This is a genomic window from Micromonospora sp. NPDC049204 (genome assembly GCF_040647935.1).
Classification (GTDB): domain Bacteria; phylum Actinomycetota; class Actinomycetes; order Mycobacteriales; family Micromonosporaceae; genus Micromonospora.
This window is the reverse complement of sequence record NZ_JBEZDC010000016.1, coordinates 56,374-71,923: the sequence shown is the minus strand read 5'-3', so window position 1 is coordinate 71,923 and position 15,550 is coordinate 56,374. Positions and strand designations below refer to the sequence as shown.

Here is a 15,550-nt window from a genome sequence, read left to right as displayed (position 1 = left end):
CGTGTTCAGCGTGACCGTTCGGGATCACATGATGATCGCCCACAGTTTCCAGGGCGAGGTGTTCGGTCCCGCCCAACGCCTGCACGGGGCGACGTTCGTGGTGGACGCGACGTTCCGCCGTGCCGACCTGGACGCCGACGGCATCGTGGTCGACATCGGCCTGGCCACCGAGCAGCTGCGGGCCGTCCTGGGCGAGCTGACCTACCGCAACCTCGACGACGAGCCGGCCTTCGCCGGGGTGAACACCACCACCGAGGTGCTGGCCCGTACGGTCGCGGACCGGCTGGCCGAGCGCGTGCACGCCGGCCAGTTGGGGGCCGGTGCCCGCGAGCTGGCCGGCATCACCGTCACCCTGCACGAGTCGCACGTCGCCTGGGCCAGCTACGAGCGGTCACTGTGATCGATGCGGGCCGGGCGACGCTCTCCGCCGGCTCGGGTAGCACCAGCCGTACGGTGCACGTCGTCCTGCCCGGCGACATCGACGACCCGGCCGCACCCAGTGGCGGCAACACCTACGACCGGCGCGTCTGTGCGGGGCTCACCGACCGAGGCTGGGCGGTGCACGAACACGCGGTGCCCGGGGCCTGGCCGAGCCCCGGGCCGGCCGATCGGGCGGCCCTGGCCGCGGTGCTCACCGCCGCCCCGGACGACGCCGTGGTGCTGCTCGACGGTCTGGTCGCCTCGACCGTGCCGGACCTGCTCGCCCCGCACGCCGACCGGTTGCGCCTGGTCGTCCTCGTGCACATGCCGTTCGACGACGAGGCGGAGGGCCGGGCGCTGGCCGCCGCGCGGGCCGTCGTCACCACCAGCGAGTGGACCCGCCGCCGCCTGCTGCTGCGCCACCCGCTGCGCCGCGACCGGATCCGGGTCGCGCCGCCGGGCGTGACGCCCGCTCCGCTGGCGCCCCCCGGCTCGGCCGCCGGAGACCGGCTGCTCTGCGTGGCCGCGGTCACCCACCACAAGGGCCACGACGTGCTCGTCGACGCGTTGACCATCCGGGCCGAGTCGACCTGGACGCTTGTCTGCGCCGGCACGCTGACCCGGGAGCCCGAACTGGTGCACCGGCTGCGCGACCGGCTCGTCGACGCGGGCCTCGCCGACCGGGTGCGGTTCGCCGGGCCGCTGACGGGCGCCGCGCTCGACGCCGCGTACGACGCCGCCGACCTGCTGGTGCTGCCGTCGCGGGGCGAGACGTACGGCATGGTCGTCACCGAGGCGCTCGCCCGGGGCCTGCCGGTGCTGACCACCCAGGTGGGTGGCCTGCCCGAGGCGCTCGGCCGGACCGCCGACGGTGACGTGCCGGGGCTGCTGGTGCCACCGGACGATCCGGCCGCCCTGGCCGGCGCGCTGAGCTGGTGGTTGGGCGACGAGCTGCTGCGGGCCCGGCTGCGCTGGTCGGCCCTCGCCCGGCGGCACACCCTGACCGACTGGACGGTGACGACCGCGTCGCTGGCCGCCGTACTGGAGGAGGTGGCGGCATGACCGTCGAGGAGACCCTGCCGTTCGCCGACTGGTTGCGGCTGCGGGAGCCGGCCGACGCGGCGGCGCGGGCCGAGGACCTGCTGGACGCCGTCCGCCCCCGGCTGACCGGTGCCACGCCGACCGTGATCCACGACCTGGGCAGCGGCACCGGCTCGATGAGCCGCTGGCTGGCCACCCGGCTGCCCGGCCCGCAGCACTGGGTGCTGCACGACCGTGACGCCGATCTGCTTGCGCGTGCCGCCGCGGGCATGACCGGCGTGGTCGCCGCCGACGGCGCCCCGGTCACCGTGGACACCCGGTGCGGCGACCTCACCCGGCTCAGCGCCGCCGACCTGGCCGACGGGTCCCTGGTCACCGCGTCCGCCCTGCTGGACATGCTGACCGCCGAGGAGGTCGAACGGGTGGTGGCCGCCTGCGTCGGCCGGCCCACCCTGTTCGCCGTCTCGGTGACCGGGCGGGTTCGACTCACCCCGGCCGACCCGTTGGACGCCGCGGTCGAGGCCGCGTTCAACGACCACCAACGGCGTACCGTCGACGGCCGACGACTGCTCGGTCCGGACGCCGTCGCCGCCACCGCCGCCGCGTTCGCGCGACGCGGCGTGGACGTGCGGGAACGGCCCAGCCCGTGGCGGCTCGGCCCGGAGCAGGCCGACCTGGCCGCCGAGTGGTTCCGGGGCTGGCTGAGTGCGGCCTGCGCGCAGCGTCCCGACCTGGCCGGCCCGGCCGAGGCGTACGCCCGGCGGCGGCTGGCCGACGCGGCGGCCGGTCGGCTCGGCGTGCTTGTCGAACACAGTGACCTCCTCGCGGGTGGATGAACCGTTCCCACCCTGGGTACGTGCACTAGAACAAGTGGACGATCTTCAAGGGGAGGGCCGGCGTCGATGTTCTGGGCCTGGGCACGAGTGGTCGGCGGGGTGGGTCTGCTCGCCGTCCTGCTGTGGCAGGTGGGCAGCGGCCCGTTCGTCGCCGGCGTCCAGCTGATCGACGCGCCGGCTCTGGCCGCCGCGCTTGTCATCGGGGTGCTCACCACGGTCTGCGCGGCGTGGCGGTGGAGTCTGGTCGCCGGTGGCCTGGGCGTGCGGCTGCCGCTGGCGACCGCGGTGGCGCACTGCTACCGGGCCGTGTTCCTCAACGCCACCCTGCCCGGCGGGGTGCTCGGTGACGTGCACCGGGCGGTCCGCCACGGCCGCGACGCCGGGGACGTCAGCCGGGGCATCCGCGCGGTGGTCTGGGAACGTACCGCCGGGCAGGTGGTGCTCGTCGGCGTCGCGCTCGTGGTGCTCGCCGCCTTCCCGTCCCCGGTGCGGACGTATCTGCCGCTCGCCGCCGCGCTGCTGGTCGCGGCCGGACTGGTCGCGGTGCTGCTGGCCCGGGCCGTGCCGAACGCCGGCCCGTCGCGCTGGGCGCGGGCGCTGCGCACCGCCGGGGCGGACGTGCGGTCCGGGCTGCTGTCCCGGCGCACCTGGTTCGGCGTGCTGATCGCCTCCACGGTGATGGTCGCCGGTCACCTGGCCACCTTCCTGGTGGCAGCCCGCACCGCCGGATCCGACGCCCCGCTGACGCGGCTGCTGCCGTTGACGCTGCTCGCACTCCTCGCCATGGGCCTGCCGCTGAACGTCGCCGGTTTCGGACCGCGCGAGGGAGTTGCCGCGTGGGTTTTCGGCGCGGCCGGCCTCAGCGCGGCCGAGGGCGTCGCCACCGCCACCGTCTACGGTGCACTGATCCTGGTCGCGAGCCTGCCCGGAGCCGCGGTGCTGCTGGTGCGACGGAACCGACATCCGGTCGCCGCCCGGGAAGCCGCCCCCGTTGGCGGTTGTTGAGTCGGTGGTGAGGAACACGCGTCGCCGCGCGCCGGTGACGCCGGACAGAGGAGTCCCATGCCCGAAGCATTGCCGGTAGCCACGATCCGTACGCAGGTCACGGTGCCGTTGACGTTTCCCGACGGCTACACCACGACGGTCCGGGTGTTCTCGTTCAAGGGCCTGGTGGACGGTCGGGAGCACCTCGCGCTCGGCCTCGGCGACTGGGCGGGCGCCCTGGACCGGCTCGCCGCCGGGGGAGAGCCGCCGCTGGTCCGCCCGCACAGCGAGTGCCTGACCGGCGACGTGTTCGGCAGCCAACGTTGCGACTGCGGGCCGCAGTTGCGCGAGGCGGTGCAGCGGATCACCGAGACCGGCGGTTTCCTGCTCTACCTGCGGCAGGAGGGCCGCGGCATCGGCCTGTACGCCAAGCTCGACGCGTACGCGTTGCAGGACGCCGGGCTGGACACCTACCAGGCGAACGTCGCGCTGGGCCGGGGTGAGGACGAGCGGGACTACACCGCCGCCGCGCAGATGCTGAGCACGCTGGGGGTGCCGCGGATCCGACTGCTGAGCAGCAACCCGGACAAGGCCGTGCAGCTGACCCGCCTCGGGGTGGACGTCACCGAACAGGTGCCCACAAGCGTCTTCCTCTCGCCGGCCAACGCCGACTACCTGGCCGCCAAGGCCGCCAAGGCGGCGGAGGTCGTCTCGGTCGCGCCCGACCTGCCCGTCGACAAGTGAGCCGCACCCCGGCGCCGACGCGGCCGTACGTGCTGCTCAGTTGCGCCGCCTCGATCGACGGGTACATCGACGACACGTCCGACAAGCGGTTGCTGCTGTCCAACGACGACGACCTGGACCGGGTCGACGCGGTTCGGGCCAGCTGCGACGCGATCCTGGTCGGCGCCGGCACCGTCCGCCGTGACGATCCTCGACTGCTGGTGCGTTCCGCGAGCCGCCGGGCCGAACGGGTGGCGGGTGGTCGGCCCGCCTCGCCCGCCAAGGTCACCCTGACCGCCCGCGGTGACCTCGACCCGACCGCCCGGTTCTTCACCGCCGGCGACTCGACCCGGCTCGTCTACTGCGCCACCGGCGCGCTGGAGAAGACCCGGGAACGTATCGGTCGACTGGCCACGGTGGTCGACGCGGGGGAGCCGGTCGACCCCGCGTGGCTGGTGAGCGACCTGGCCGCGCGGGGCGTGCGGCGGCTGATGGTGGAGGGCGGCGGGACGGTGCACGCCCAGTTCCTCGCGGCCGGTCTCGCCGACGAACTGCACCTGGTGGTCGCCCCGTTCTTCGTCGGCGACGGCCGGGCGCCCCGGTTCGTCGGCGAGGGGAGTTTCCCCTGGCACCCGGGCCGCCGCGCCCGGCTGGTCGAGGCCCGCCAGATCGGCGATGTGGTGCTCCTGCGCTACGCCCTCTCCGACCGCTGCACGGAAAGCTGACCCGGGGGGAGCGGGGGTTGCGGCGTGGGTAGGCGGCGGGCGCCGGGACCCTCGCGGCCCAGCACGTCGCGGGGGTTGGTCAGGTGGCAGTCCCGCAGGGAGAGGCAGCCGCACCCGATGCACGCGGTGAGGTCGTCCCGCAGCGCCCGCAGGTGCTCGATGCGCTCGTCGAGGACGTTGCGCCAGTCGGCGGACAGACGAGCCCAGTCGTCGCGGGTCGGGGTGCGTTCGCTCGGCAGCTGATCGAGGGCCTCCCGGATCACCGTCAGCGAGATGCCGACGTGTTGGGAGGCCCGGATGAATGCCACCCGGCGCAGCGTGTCGCGGGCGTACCGGCGCTGGTTGCTCGCCGTCCGGCTGCTGCTGATCAGGCCCTTGCGTTCGTAGAAGTGCAGCGCGGAGATCGCGACGCCGCTGCGGTCGGCGACCTGGCCGACGGTGAGTTCGTGAAACGTGGTGCGCGCCCTGGGCATGGGACCAAGCCTAGGACTTGACCTCAATCGAGGTTGAGGCCAGAGACTCGGCGGCGTCCACAACCGCGAGTCAGGGAGCACCCTCATGGCACACGTTCTCGTCATCGGCGCCACCGGCAAGCAGGGCGGCGCCGTCGCCGACCTGCTGCTCGACCACGGCCACGACGTCGTCGCCTACGTGCGGTCGCCCGATTCGCCCGCCGCGGTGGCGCTGTCCACCGCCGGAGTCCGGCTCGTCGCCGGGGACCTGGCCCACCCCGAGGGCCTCGCCGACGCCGCCAAGGACGTCGATGCGATCTTCGGCCTGTCCGTCCCGTTCGGATCCGGCGGGAAGGACGAGGAGGTCGCCCAGGGACGCCACCTCGTCGACGTCGCGGCGCGTGTCGACGCGCACCTGGTCTACTCGTCCGTACGCGGTGCCGGCCGGTTCGTGCCCACCGAGCTCGACCATGCCGACAGCAAGCAACTCGTGGAGGCGTACCTGCGGGATCAGCAGGTCCGGGCCACAGTCCTCGGGCCGGTGTACTTCATGGAGAACGCGCTCAACGTCGGGTTCAGCCGCCTGACCGACGGTGTCCTGGCCAATCCGCTGACCGCCGGCAAGCCGCTGGACCAGGTGACCGTCCGCGACATCGCCGGTCTCGCCGTGCACGCCGTCGAGCACCCGGACCGGTTCGTCGGCGAACGGATCGACGTCGCCTCCGACCGGATCACCGGCGACGAGGCGGCCGGCATCCTCAGCGACGTGCTCGGCCGTGAGATCCCGTACCAGCAGATGCCGTTGGACCAGGTCCGGCAGTGGGCCGGCGACGAGATCGCCGACATGTTCCAGCGGTTCGAGGACAACACCGACTTCGTCGACATCGACGGGCTGCGCGCCAGGTACCCGGAGGTGACCTGGCACCGTTACGCGGAGTGGGTCCGCACGGTCGACTGGGACCGCGTCCTCGCCGAGCGGCCGAGCTGGCAGTAGGCCCGCACCGGCCCGCCCCGATAGGGTGGCCGGCGTGCCGCGACTCGTGCAGATCACCCCGGACAACGTCGAAGCCGCCTGCCGGGTGAGCGTGCGACCGGAGCAGGAGACGTTCTCGTCTCCGGTCGCCTGGTCTCTCGCCGAGGCGTACGCGCAGCCCGACGTCGCGTGGCCACGGCTGATCGTCGAGGGGGACGACATCGTCGGCTTCCTGATGGGCTTCTTCGACATCGTGTGGGACCCGGCCAGCCCGGACGACAGGCGCTCGGGCCTGTGGCGGCTGAACATCGCCGCCGAGCACCAGGGTCGCGGGTACGGCCGTTTCGCGGTGCGGGCCGTCTGCGCCGAGGCGCGCGACCGCGGGCACGACCGCGTGTTCACGACGTGGGAACCGGGGACGGACGGCCCGGAGCGGTTCTACCTGAAGCTCGGCTTTCGCCCCACCGGGGAGACCAGCGGCGGCGAGATCGTCGGGGTACGGCACCTGACCGACTGATCAGCGGGGCGGCGGGGCCTGCGTACGATGCGGGGTCGAGTTCCCCTCGTCGCGGCGGAGGTATCGGGCAGATGGCAGGCCAGCACGAGGGTTTCGCCCTCGGCGTCGACCTCGGTACGTCCAACACGGTCGCGGTGCTGCGCTGGCCGGACGGGCGGACCCGTCCGCTGCTGATGGACGGTCAGCCACTCAGTCCGTCCGCCGTGTACGCCGACCCGGACGGCACCCTGCACACCGGGTGGGACGCCCGCCGGTTGGCCCAGACGGACCCGGCCCGGTTCGAGGCGAACCCGAAGCGCCGGGTGGACGAGCCGACGATCGTGCTCGGGGACCGCTCGTACCCACCGGCCGACCTGCTCGCCGCGGTGCTGGCGGCGGTCGCGCGGGCCGCCGTGGGCGCCGTGGGGTTCCTGCCCCCGGCCGTGCTCACCTGCCCGGCCGCCTGGGACGCGACGCGGCGGCAGGTGCTCGCCGACGCCCTGCTGCTGGCGGGCTGGCCGCAGGTGGCCGAGCACACCCTCGCCGGGCCGACGCCGCCGGGCACCCGGCTGCTGCGGGAACCGGTGGCCGCCGCCCGCTACTACACGCAGGTGCTGCATCGTCCGGTGCCGGTCGGCGAAGCGATAGCGGTGTTCGACTTCGGCGGCGGGACCCTCGACGTCGCGGTGCTGCGCAACGAGGGAGCGGACCCCTGGGGTGACTCCGGGTTCAGCGTGGTCGCCGACGGTGGCCTGCCGGACCTGGGCGGCCTGGATCTCGACGCCGCGTTGGTGCGGCGGGTCGGCGAGCTGGTCGGGGAGCGGCACGCCGCGCAGTGGACCCGGCTGATCCGACCGGAGGACCCGACGCAACGCCGCGACCAGGTAAGGCTCTGGGACGAGGTACGAGGTGCGAAGGAGACCCTGTCCCGCTCGACGGTGGCGCCGGTCGCGGTGCCGGGGGTGGCCGAAGCTGTCCAGCTCACCCGGGCCGACGTCGAGCGGGCGGCCACGCCGCTGCTGCGCCGCGCGGTGGACCGGGCCCGGGAGGTGATCGCCGCCGCCGGGCTCAGCCCCGACCAGCTCGCCGGGCTGTTCCTCGTCGGTGGCTCGTCGCGGATCCCCCTGGTGGCCCGCATGGTGCACACCGAACTGGGAGTGGCGCCGACGGTGCTCGACCAGCCCGAACTGCCGGTGGCCGAGGGTGCGCTGACCGACCTCCCGCTGCGCCGACAGGTGCCGACACCGGCGTACGCCGGGCCGCAGCTCGCTCCACCGGCCGCGGTGAGTCCGCCCGCGCCGGCGGGGCCGGCGGGGGCCGTGCCGGCGCAGCAGCCCTGGCCGGGCTCGCCCACGCCGCCGGGACCGGGCTGGGCGGGCGCCCCACCGGCCGGTCCGCCCCCGCCGGGCTGGGCGGGCGCCCCACCGGCCGGTCCGCCCCCGCCGGGCTGGAAGGGCGGCCCGCCCGCCGGTCCGGCGGGCGCTCCGCGCTGGCGGCGGGCGCGCTGGGTGGTGCTGGGCGCGGTGCTGGCCCTGCTCGGGGTGGGCGCCGCCGCGACGCTGTACCTGACCCGGGACCGCTACCCGGACCTGGAGTTCGCGTCGTCGCTGCGCGAACTGTCCCGGCCGACGGCTGGCGGCGAGCGACCGCCCGAGATGTGGACGGCGGTCCTCGGCAACCGGGCCTACCTCGGCTTCCCCCTGCCGGACGATCGGCTGGAGGTGGTGGCGGTCGACACCGGCACCGGCGACGAGCTGTGGCGCAGGGCGACCGACGTGCGGGCCGACGACTGGAAGGCGATCATCGCCGCCCCCGGGGCGGTCGCGGTCCTCGGCGACGCACCGGGCGACAGCACCCCGCGCCCGCTGGCTGTCCTGGACGGTCGTTCGGGCACCCAGCGCTGGCAGCGCACGGTGCGCGGTGACGACGACATCTACGTCGCGGACGACACGGCGGTGCTGGTGGACCGGGGGGCGGCCCGGCTGGTCGGGCTGCGCCTGAGCGACGGCACCGAGAAGTGGAACCAGCCGAACCCCCGCGACCAGTACGACGGCAGTCGCACCGTGGTCCGGCCGGTGGGCAGCGACGAGGCGGCGGGTGGACCCGCCTTCCTCGACGGGACGCCCCGCCACCCGTGGGCGGGCAAGGGGCGGCGACTGGTCCAGGTGGGTGCGGACCGGTCGGTGCGGGTGCTCGACCTGGCATCCGGCAAGGTGCTCCGCCAGTGGGGCAACGTCGCCGACCTCGACGATCTGGTGGTCGCCCACGAGGACCGCCTGTTCGTGGCCGCCAACGAGGGCGGTTACCAGCTGCTGGCGTACGACCTGGGTTCCACCGCGGAACCGGTGGTGCTCTACCGCTCCGGCAACGACGAGCAGCGCCCGAAGGCACTTGTGGCCTGCGGTGAGCGGCGGGCCTGCCTGTTGCAGGTGCCGAACAGCGACGTCCAGCGCACCGAGGTGGTGGCGGCCACCGAGGGCGAACAGGCGGACCACTGGCCGGCGCCGGGTGTGACCGACCTGGTGCCGGTGGGGGAGCAGTTGCTCGCCCAGCGGGAGTACCCGGAGCCGGCGTTCACCCTCTTCGACGCCTCCGGCAAGGCGGTGTTGCGCGACCGGAGCGGTGTGGGGGTCCGGCTGGACGCGGGCAACCTGCTGGTCTTCGCCAAGGCGCCCAGCGTCGTCGCGGACAACCGGGTGCTGGCCGGTGTGTGGGCCGAGTCCGGGGAGGTGGACGAGTTGGGCGAGCTGAAGGACGTCCGTAGCTCGTCCTGTTCGTGGAACACCCACGTGATCGCCTGCGGCGCGGAGAAGGACTTCGTCCTGTACCGCTTCACCACGGACTGACGTCACCGGCCCCGAAGCCGGCTCGTACGATGCTCCGGTGAATCTTCGGGGTACGGTCCGCGCCGATCGTCCGTTGGTGGTGCTCGCCGTCGGGGAGGAGGCCCGCTACCTCCCGCCCGAGCTACCGGTGCTGCTGACCGGCATGGGCAAGGTGAACGCCGCCAGCGCGGTGGCCGCCGTGCTGGCTGCCGGGCCGCGCCCCAGCCTGCTACTCAACCTGGGTACGGCGGGTGCGTTGCGCCCCGGATGGGCCGGCATCCACGAGGTCGCCACCGTGCTCCAGCACGACCTGGACACCGACCTGCTGCGGACGCTCACCGGCGAGACCTACGGGGCGCCGCTGGCCCTGGCCGCCGAGGGTGCGGTGCTGGCCACCGGTGACACGTTCGTGGCCGACGACGCGGCGCGGGACCGGTTGGCGCAGCGCGCCGACCTGGTCGACATGGAGGGGTACGCGGTGGCGTGGGCGGCCGCCCAGGCGGGTGTGCCGTGCCGACTGGTCAAGCAGGTCAGCGACGAGGCGGGGGACGGCGCGGCGCGCACCTGGCGGGAGTCGGTGGACGCGTGCGCCCGGGACCTCGCCGAGTGGGCCGGCCAACACCTCGGCTGACCGGGCCGCGTCAGTCGTCGGGTTGCCGCACCCGCAGACCCGGCGTGGTCTCCCGGGCCGCTCCCGGTATCAGGATGTGCGCGGCCAGCCCGAGCGCCACGGTCGTGGTGACCAGCAGCGGCGGCCACCGGCCGGCCCAGGGCAGGGTCAGCAGCGGCAGGGGGAGGCAGAGCATTCGCCGCCACGGCACGACCATGGACACCAGCAGGGTGAACAGGACGCGGCCGAGCACGAACAGCGCCGGACCACCCAGGATCAGCAGGAGCCACCCCACCGGTGTCGTGCCCGTCGGCCGGCTGACGACCCGGTCGAACGAGGCCGCCGTGGCGACCACGCCGGCCAGCATCACCAGATGGGTGTACGGGGCCACCCGCGCCGGCCGCCCCGCCCTCGCGCCGGCCTCCAGCAGTTCGCCGGCCCGGAACACGTAGACCTGCCAGAGCAGCAACATGATGGCGAACGCGCAGAACAGCGCGGCGACCCGGAGCCCGGCGAACTCGCCCCGGCTGACCTGCAGGGTGGGCACCAGGATGATGTCGCCGAGGGCCAGGATGACGAACTGCTGGTACCGCTCTCCCAGGTGCGCCGTGGTCCGCTCGTACTGGTCGAAGGGCACCCGACCCAACCCGGGCGTGGGGTAGCGGGCCGCCGCGGAGACCAGGTCGATCGTGATGGCGATGGTCCAGAGGGTCCAGAGGGCCGTGTCGGACAGCGCGCCGCTGATCCAGAAGACGCCGGACACCAGGAACCAGAACAGGAACCGGGTGGCGCGGATCATGGCGGACCGGTGCCGCTGCTGGTGCAACTTCGTGATCAGGATGATGCCGCGAATCACGTGCGTGCCGACGTACGCCGTGGCGAAGACCAGCGCGTGCCCGCTGGTGACCTTCGGCAGCGAGGCGCCCATCCCCACCGACCCGACCATGGCGACCATCAGGATGGTCTGGATGGGGCGCTGCTGCGGGTCGTAGAACTCGGTGGTGGTGGAGGTGACCGACCAGGTCCACCAGATCGCCGTCAACATCAGCAGCACCGTCGCCGCGCCGGCCCAGGTGTGGCGTTCCGCGAGCAGCGTCGAGGTCAGCGCGAGTGAGGCCACGAAGACCACGTCGAAGAGCAGTTCCAGCAGCGTGGCCCGAGTTGACCCGTCCGGCCGGCGTACCAGTGCCGCGGTGCCTCCGGTGGTCATGCCCGGCCTCCCGCCGTGTCTCCCGAGAATTATCGGCGGTGCCGGTGGAGACCGTCCCCGGATCGGCGATTCCCGCCGGTCAGGGAGGTGGGCGGTGCCGGCCGGCCCGCACCTCGTCCGAGGTCAGTCGTCGGTTCGCCGGACGTCCAGCCCCGGCGCGGTCTCCCGGTCTCCGACGGGGACGAGGATGTGACCGGCCAGCGCGAGCGCCACGACGGCGGCGACCAGCAGCGGCGGCCAGATGCCAGCCCACGGCAGCACCAGCAGGGGCGTGAGCTGCCAGGCCACCCGCCGCCACGGCACGGTCCAGCCCACCAGCAGGGCGAACAGGACGCGACCGAGCACGAACAGCGCCGGGCCGCCGATGATCAACACGAGCCACCGCACCGGTGTCGTTCCGGTCGGATGGCGAACGACCATCTCGAACGAGGCCGCCGTGGCGACCACACTGGCGAGCAGCGCCAGGTGGGTGTACGGAGCCAGCCGTACCGGCCGGGGCGCCCTGGCCTCGGCCGCCACCAACAACTCGCTGGCGCGGAACACGTAGATCTGCCAGAGCAGCAGCATGGTGGCGAATGCGCAGAGCAGGGCGACGACCCGGAGAAATTCGAGTTCGCCGCGGCTGACCTGCAGGGTCGGCAACAGGATGATGTCGCCGAGGGCCAGGATGACGAACTGCTGGTACCGCTCGCCCAGGTGCCCGGTGATCCGCTTGTACTGCTCGATGGGCACCTTGCCCAGCCGGGGGGTGGGGTAGCGCGCTGCCCCGGCCACCAGGTCGATCGTGATGGCGATGGTCCAGAGCACCCAGTTCGGACGGTGGGACAGCGCCCCGGCGAACCAGAAGACGCCGGACACCGTGAACCAGAACAAAAAACGGGTGGCCCGCTCCCTGGCCGTCCGGTGCCCCTGCCGGTGCAGGGCGACGACCAGGATGATGCAGCGCGTCACGTGCGTGCCGACGTACGAGATCACGAAGAGCAGCAGGTGGGCGACGCTGACCATCGGCAGCGCCACCGCCATCCCCACCGAGCCGACCATGGCGATCATCAGGACGGCCTGGATCGGGCGCTGCCGCGGATCGTAGAACTCGGTGGTGGTCGCGGTGAGCGACCAGGTCCACCAGATGGCGGTCAGCATCAGCAGCACCTTGGCGCTGCCGGCCCAGGTGCGCTCCTCGGTCAACAGTGTCGACAGCAACGCGAGGGCGGCCACGAAGACGACGTCGAAGAGCAACTCCAGCAGCGTGGCCCGGGTCGACCCCTCCATCCGGCGTACCAGCGCCGCGTCTTCTCCGGTGGTCATGCCCGGCCTCCCGCCGTGTTCCCGAGGATTATCGGCGGCGTCGGTGGGCTCCGTCTCCGGATCGGCGATTCCCGCCGGTCGGCGAGGGGACGGCCGGAGGTTGCCACGGCGGCGGACCCGGGGCGATGCTTGGGGGCATCCATCATGCTCGATCCTCGCGGAGGTTCGGATGCGCCGCTCCCCGCTCGTCGCCCTCGTCCTGACCACCCTCCTGCTCGGCACGCCCAGCACGGCGCGGGCCGCCGGCCCCCACCGGGCCGCCGACGCGGCCGCCGTGCTTTCCGGGGTACGCACCGCCGGCACCGCCTGGGGCCTCGACCCCGCCACCGGCCGGATGACCCTCACCGTCGACGACACCGTGGCCCCGAGCGAGCTGGCCGCACTGCGGGCGGTGACCGACCGGGCCGGCGTGGCGCTGCGCCGCGAACCCGGAACGCTGCGCCCCCTGATCGCCGGTGGGCAGGGCATCTACGGCGGTGGCGCGCGCTGCTCGCTCGGCGCGAACGCGCGCAGCGGCAGCACCTACTACGTGATCACCGCCGGGCACTGCACCACCGCCGCCGCCACCTGGTACACCGACAGTGCGCAGACCACCGTGCTCGGCACCCGCACCGCCACCAGCTACCCCACCAACGACTACGGGCTGATCCGCTACACCGGGCGGATCGCCCACCCGAGCGCGGTCTACACGTACCCGGGTCTGCTGACCATCCACGGACCCGGCACCGCGTACGTCGGTCAGGCGGTCTGTCGCAGCGGCGTCACCACCGGCGTGCGGTGCGGCACCGTCACCGGCCTCAACCAGACCGTCAACTACGCCACCGGCGTGATCTACGGCCTGATCCGCACCAACATCTGCGCCGAGCCGGGCGACAGCGGCGGGCCGCTCTACGTGGCCTCCACCGGCACCATCCTCGGCATCCTCTCCGGCGGCAGCGGCAACTGCACCTCCGGCGGCACCACCTACTACCAGCCGATCGGGGAGGTGCTCGCCGCTTACTCGTTGACATTGCCCTGAGCGCCGATGGGTGTGACGTATGACGGGTTGCTCGCCTCGCGTTCCAACACCTAGGCTCGGCGACGCCCAGCACCCCCGCCGCGAGGACGTGTGCCCGATGCCGACCGACTCCCCACCTGACGACGCGACCGTCCCGGGCTCCGCGCCGATCGAGGTGGCCACGGTCGGGGAGACGATGGTGGTGCTCTGCCCCGCGCCGGGCGAGCCGTTGGAGCACGCCGACCGGGTCGCTGTGTCGGTCGGCGGCGCGGAATCCAACGTGGCCGGTTACCTGGCGCGGCTGGGGCACCGGGCGGCCTGGGTGAGCAGGGTCGGCGACGACCCCTTCGGCCGGGCCGTCGTCCGGCACGTCGCCGCCACCGGCGTCCACGTCGACCAGGTCAGCGTGGACCCGGCCGCCCCCACCGGCCTGTACGTCAAGGACCCGAGCCCGGAGGGCACCGCCGTGCACTACTACCGGGCGGGCTCGGCGGCCTCCCGGATGGATCCCGGCACGCTTGCCGCACCAGAGCTGACCGGTGCCCGGGTGCTGCACCTGTCCGGCATCACGCCGGTGCTCTCCGCCTCCTGCCGGGCGCTTGTCGAGCACGCCGTGGCGGACCGGCCGCTGGCGGGGGCACTTGTCAGCTTCGACGTCAACCACCGGGGCCGGTTGTGGCCCGCCGCGCAGGCCGCGCCGGTGCTGCGCGACCTGGCCGACCGCAGCGACCTGGTCTTCGTCGGGCAGGACGAGGCGGAGACGCTGTGGGGCACCGCCGACCCGATGGCCGTACGCCGGCTGTTGCCCGGGCCGGAGACGGTGGTGGTCAAGGATGGCGCGGTGGGTGCCACCGCACTGTGCCGGGACGCCGAGCCGGTCTTCGTATCCGCGCCCCTGGTGGCGGTGGTGGAGCCGGTCGGCGCGGGAGACGCGTTCGCGGCCGGCTATCTGGCCGGGCTGCTCCGTGGCCTCGATCCCGTGCGGCGCCTGCGCCTCGGGCACCTCGTCGCGGCACAGGCGTTGACCAGCAGCGGCGACAACGCCCCGGTCCCGGCATGGGCCTGGTTCGAGAGGCTGATCGACGCCCCCGTCGAGGCCTGGTCGCCGCTCGACCTGACCGGCGCCCTGGCGACGACCTGAGTCATACCGTCGCAGTCCGACCCGGCCAGGTCGGCGTTCGACCCGGCCAGGTCGGCGTTCGACCCGGCCAGGTCGGCGTTCGACCCGGCCAGCAGGCAACAGATTCACCGCGATCTCGGATGGAGTGCACCATGACCACAGCGGACTTCGAGCACATCTTCGGCAGCGCCCGGGTGATGGCGATCCTGCGCGGCCTGCCGGTCGCCGAGACCGTTCGGCTCGCCGAGCGAGCCTGGGACCTCGGCATCGACGTGGTGGAGGTGCCGGTGGCCACCCCGGACGCCGTAGCGTCGCTGCGCGCCGCCGTCGAGGCGGGCACCGCGCGGGGCCGGATCGTGGGCGCGGGCACCGTGCTCGACGTCGAGCAGGTCGCCGCTGCCGCCGACGCGGGCGCCCGGTTCACCGTGGCGCCCGGCCTGGACCTCGCGATCGCCGACGCGGCGGCCGCCCGTGGTCTGCCGCACCTGCCCGGTGTGGCCACCCCCACCGAGGCCCAGCAGGCGCTGCGGCACGGGCTCACCTGGCTCAAGGCGTTCCCCGCGATCTCGCTCGGACCGGCCTGGTTCAAGGCCATGGCCGGCCCGCTGCCGCAGTTGCGCTTCGTCGCGACCGGCGGCCTGGACGCGGGCAACGCCGAGGCGTTCCTGCAAGCCGGCGTACGGGTGGCGGCGGTCGGCTCAGCCCTGTCCGACCCGACCCAACTCGACCGGCTAGCCGCCCTGCTAACCCGCCCCTCCAGCTAACCCACCCACCCCCACCCACGACCGGGTTGATCAAGAAGTTTGCGTCACCGGAAGCCGGAATCCTGACGC

General features: G+C 73.7%; 16 protein-coding genes. 13 read left to right on the top strand and 3 right to left on the bottom strand.

Going from position 1 to position 15,550, the window contains the following annotated elements; translation table 11 throughout:
- Position 1: 1 nt before the first annotated feature.
- From AB0A90_RS26425 to AB0A90_RS26400, 6 genes are all read left to right on the top strand, one after another.
- Positions 2-400, top strand: a complete 399-nt coding sequence (locus tag AB0A90_RS26425) for a 6-carboxytetrahydropterin synthase (RefSeq protein ID WP_355029810.1) — start codon at positions 2-4, stop codon at positions 398-400.
- Positions 400-1,482 carry a glycosyltransferase family 4 protein gene (locus AB0A90_RS26420; protein WP_357253443.1) on the top strand — a complete coding sequence of 361 codons (1,083 nt, stop codon included), beginning with the start codon at positions 400-402 and terminating at the stop codon, positions 1,480-1,482. Before AB0A90_RS26425 ends, AB0A90_RS26420 begins: the two co-directional genes overlap by 1 nt.
- Positions 1,479-2,297 (top strand): class I SAM-dependent methyltransferase, encoded by an 819-nt coding sequence (locus AB0A90_RS26415; protein WP_357253229.1) that lies wholly within the window; start codon positions 1,479-1,481, stop codon positions 2,295-2,297. The genes AB0A90_RS26420 and AB0A90_RS26415 overlap by 4 nt, the downstream gene beginning before the upstream one ends.
- Positions 2,298-2,363: 66 nt before the next feature.
- Positions 2,364-3,302 (top strand): lysylphosphatidylglycerol synthase transmembrane domain-containing protein, encoded by a 939-nt coding sequence (locus AB0A90_RS26410; RefSeq protein ID WP_357253227.1) that lies wholly within the window; start codon positions 2,364-2,366, stop codon positions 3,300-3,302.
- A 57-nt stretch (positions 3,303-3,359) separates the two neighbouring features.
- On the top strand, positions 3,360-4,025 hold the full coding sequence (gene ribA / locus AB0A90_RS26405) for a GTP cyclohydrolase II (protein ID WP_357253225.1): 666 nt from the start codon (positions 3,360-3,362) through the stop codon (positions 4,023-4,025).
- On the top strand, positions 4,022-4,729 hold the full coding sequence (locus AB0A90_RS26400) for a dihydrofolate reductase family protein (RefSeq protein WP_357253222.1): 708 nt from the start codon (positions 4,022-4,024) through the stop codon (positions 4,727-4,729). The genes ribA and AB0A90_RS26400 overlap by 4 nt, the downstream gene beginning before the upstream one ends.
- On the opposite strand, the gene soxR is transcribed toward AB0A90_RS26400, so the two are convergent.
- On the bottom strand, positions 4,696-5,202 hold the full coding sequence (gene soxR, locus AB0A90_RS26395) for a redox-sensitive transcriptional activator SoxR (protein ID WP_357253220.1): 507 nt from the start codon (positions 5,200-5,202) through the stop codon (positions 4,696-4,698). The genes AB0A90_RS26400 and soxR overlap by 34 nt on opposite strands.
- Before the next feature lie 85 nt (positions 5,203-5,287).
- Here soxR and AB0A90_RS26390 point away from each other — a divergent pair, with 85 nt between their 5' ends.
- The 4 genes from AB0A90_RS26390 to AB0A90_RS26375 all read left to right on the top strand — a co-directional run bounded on the left by AB0A90_RS26390 (position 5,288) and on the right by AB0A90_RS26375 (position 10,106).
- Positions 5,288-6,175: an NmrA/HSCARG family protein gene (locus AB0A90_RS26390; protein ID WP_357253218.1), complete on the top strand. Its 888-nt coding sequence runs from the start codon at positions 5,288-5,290 to the stop codon at positions 6,173-6,175.
- Positions 6,176-6,209: 34 nt separating this feature from the next.
- On the top strand, positions 6,210-6,671 hold the full coding sequence (locus AB0A90_RS26385) for a GNAT family N-acetyltransferase (RefSeq protein ID WP_357253216.1): 462 nt from the start codon (positions 6,210-6,212) through the stop codon (positions 6,669-6,671).
- 71 nt (positions 6,672-6,742) lie between these two features.
- The gene (locus tag AB0A90_RS26380) at positions 6,743-9,496 is read left to right on the top strand and encodes an Hsp70 family protein (RefSeq protein WP_357253214.1); all 2,754 of its coding nucleotides are present in this window, start codon (positions 6,743-6,745) and stop codon (positions 9,494-9,496) included.
- Positions 9,497-9,533: 37 nt separating this feature from the next.
- On the top strand, positions 9,534-10,106 hold the full coding sequence (locus AB0A90_RS26375; protein ID WP_357253212.1) for a nucleosidase: 573 nt from the start codon (positions 9,534-9,536) through the stop codon (positions 10,104-10,106).
- Positions 10,107-10,116: 10 nt separating this feature from the next.
- Here AB0A90_RS26375 and AB0A90_RS26370 read toward each other — a convergent pair whose 3' ends face one another.
- On the bottom strand, positions 10,117-11,295 hold the full coding sequence (locus tag AB0A90_RS26370; protein ID WP_357253210.1) for a low temperature requirement protein A: 1,179 nt from the start codon (positions 11,293-11,295) through the stop codon (positions 10,117-10,119).
- 123 nt (positions 11,296-11,418) lie between these two features.
- Positions 11,419-12,600 carry a low temperature requirement protein A gene (locus tag AB0A90_RS26365; protein ID WP_357253208.1) on the bottom strand — a complete coding sequence of 394 codons (1,182 nt, stop codon included), beginning with the start codon at positions 12,598-12,600 and terminating at the stop codon, positions 11,419-11,421.
- 169 nt (positions 12,601-12,769) lie between these two features.
- Here AB0A90_RS26365 and AB0A90_RS26360 point away from each other — a divergent pair, with 169 nt between their 5' ends.
- The 3 genes from AB0A90_RS26360 (at position 12,770) to AB0A90_RS26350 (ending at position 15,481) form a co-directional block, all read left to right on the top strand.
- Positions 12,770-13,618, top strand: a complete 849-nt coding sequence (locus AB0A90_RS26360; RefSeq protein WP_357253206.1) for a S1 family peptidase — start codon at positions 12,770-12,772, stop codon at positions 13,616-13,618.
- A gap of 97 nt (positions 13,619-13,715) precedes the next feature.
- Entirely contained in the window at positions 13,716-14,738 is a 1,023-nt protein-coding gene (locus AB0A90_RS26355) for a sugar kinase (RefSeq protein ID WP_357253204.1), read from the top strand.
- Positions 14,739-14,869: 131 nt separating this feature from the next.
- Positions 14,870-15,481, top strand: coding sequence for a bifunctional 4-hydroxy-2-oxoglutarate aldolase/2-dehydro-3-deoxy-phosphogluconate aldolase (locus AB0A90_RS26350; protein WP_357253202.1), 612 nt, complete (start codon positions 14,870-14,872; stop codon positions 15,479-15,481).
- The last annotated feature ends 69 nt before the right edge of the window (positions 15,482-15,550 follow it).